1 protein-coding gene is annotated in these 1,802 nt (G+C 43.0%); it reads left to right on the top strand.

The window, feature by feature from the left end:
- Positions 1 to 254 precede the first annotated feature (254 nt).
- Positions 255 to 1,802 (top strand): glycerol-3-phosphate dehydrogenase/oxidase (locus P8O70_08880; GenBank protein MDG2196990.1); only part of this gene is annotated, 1,548 nt, incomplete at its 3' end.

Genomic DNA, 1,802 nt, shown 5'->3' with positions numbered 1-1,802 from the left:
TGTCTCTCGAATCTCCACCTAATCGAAATCCACATCGAATCAAGGCTCACATCTCTAATTTTCCTCTACTAACATCTCCATAGTGTGAAAAACCATTTTGAAAAATATCTGGTAACCAAGTTGGTTGTCAAAACAGTTTCTTAATTTTCAGTTGTCAGTTTTTCATCAATAGAAAAATTATTTGACAAAAGTAATCTAAAATTGCATCTTAAAGTCAATTCTCTACTAAAGAGGCCATTTTTTGAGGACGGGATATGCAGCGCAATGCACAATTAAAGAAGATTACTGAAGAACCACTTGATGTACTTGTTATAGGGGGAGGGATCAACGGAGCAGTCTCCTTTGCAGCACTTGCAAGACAAGGCCTCAAAGTTGGTCTGATCGACCGAAAGGACTTTGCCAGTGAGACAAGCATGCACTCTTCCAACCTAGTGTGGGGTGGAATCAAATATATGGAGAGCTACGAGCTTGGACTAGTTCGAAAGCTTTGCATGTCGCGTAACCAGTTGATGAGGGCCTATCCCACTAACGTACGAGAGCTCCGTTTCTTTACCAACCTAGACAGAGGGTTCCGATTTCCTGCAATTATGCTTTACATGGGCGCCTTTCTTTACTGGCTCATTGGAAATTGCTTTACACGTCCCCCCCGACTCTTGACCACCGGCAAGATTCGTGATGATGAACCTGTTGTGAACACTGATAAAAGCATTGGTGGCATTGAGTACTCTGATGCCTACTTACCTGAAAATGATGCTCGCTTCGTATTCCAATTTATCCGTGGTGCCATGGACAGAGATGGCATTGCCCTAAATTATGTTGAATCTTTGGGAGGTGAACGAGATTCAGAATCAGGTTTTTGGAAAGTCAAAGTTCGGGACCAAATCAGCGGTGATCATCATGAAATAAAAGCCAAAGTATTGATAAATGCTTGTGGTCCTTTTGTCGACTTTCAGAATAGAGCCCTGGCCCAAAACACCAAGCATCAGCATGTCTTTTCAAAGGGAATCCACCTAATTGTTAAAAGATTAACTCCCCATGAGCGTGTGTTGACGTTCTTTGCTGACGATGGAAGACTTTTCTTTGCTATCCCGATGGGGAATAAAACTGTCATTGGTACTACTGACACTCAAGTTACCCACCCTGAGACACACGTCACACCAGAAGACAGATCTTTTGTTCTGAACAACATCAATAAACGCGTTGAATTGGAGGACTCTTTGAAAGAGTCCGACATCATTGCAGAGCGCTGTGGGGTTCGCCCCCTCGTTGTTGAGCGTCAACAAGATAAAATTATTACTGACTGGGTGAAGATGTCGCGGAAACACGAAATAGACGTTGACACCAGTCAAAAAACTATCAGTATCTTCGGCGGGAAGCTAACAGATTGCCTGAATATTGGTGAGGAGGTTGTCGAATTCGTGCGAGAATGTGATGTAGATATTCACGAACATACTTCAGTTTGGTACGGTGAACCTTCAAAGAATGAACATGATCGGTTCCTACAAAGAGCAGCTGAAATTAGTCTGGATGATTCCACTCCTCAAAATGCTAGTGAATCAAGCTCAACCCGGCTTTGGCGGCGCTATGGAAGTAAAGCGTTCGATTTGTTGAACCAGATAGAAGTGAATCCTGAATTGAAAGAAGAACTGATTCCAGACTCTGAGTGCTTAAAGGTCGAAGCAGTCCACGCCAGAGATCATGAAATGGTTGTTCACTTGGAAGATTTTCTCAGAAGACGAACAAAGATCTCCATGATGATTTCCCAGAAGAATCTTGAGGAAAATCCTGCCACCAAAGAAGCC

This window comes from SAR324 cluster bacterium (assembly GCA_029245725.1).
GTDB lineage: Bacteria > SAR324 > SAR324 > SAR324 > NAC60-12 > JCVI-SCAAA005.
This window is presented reverse-complemented; position numbering and strand designations above follow the sequence as displayed.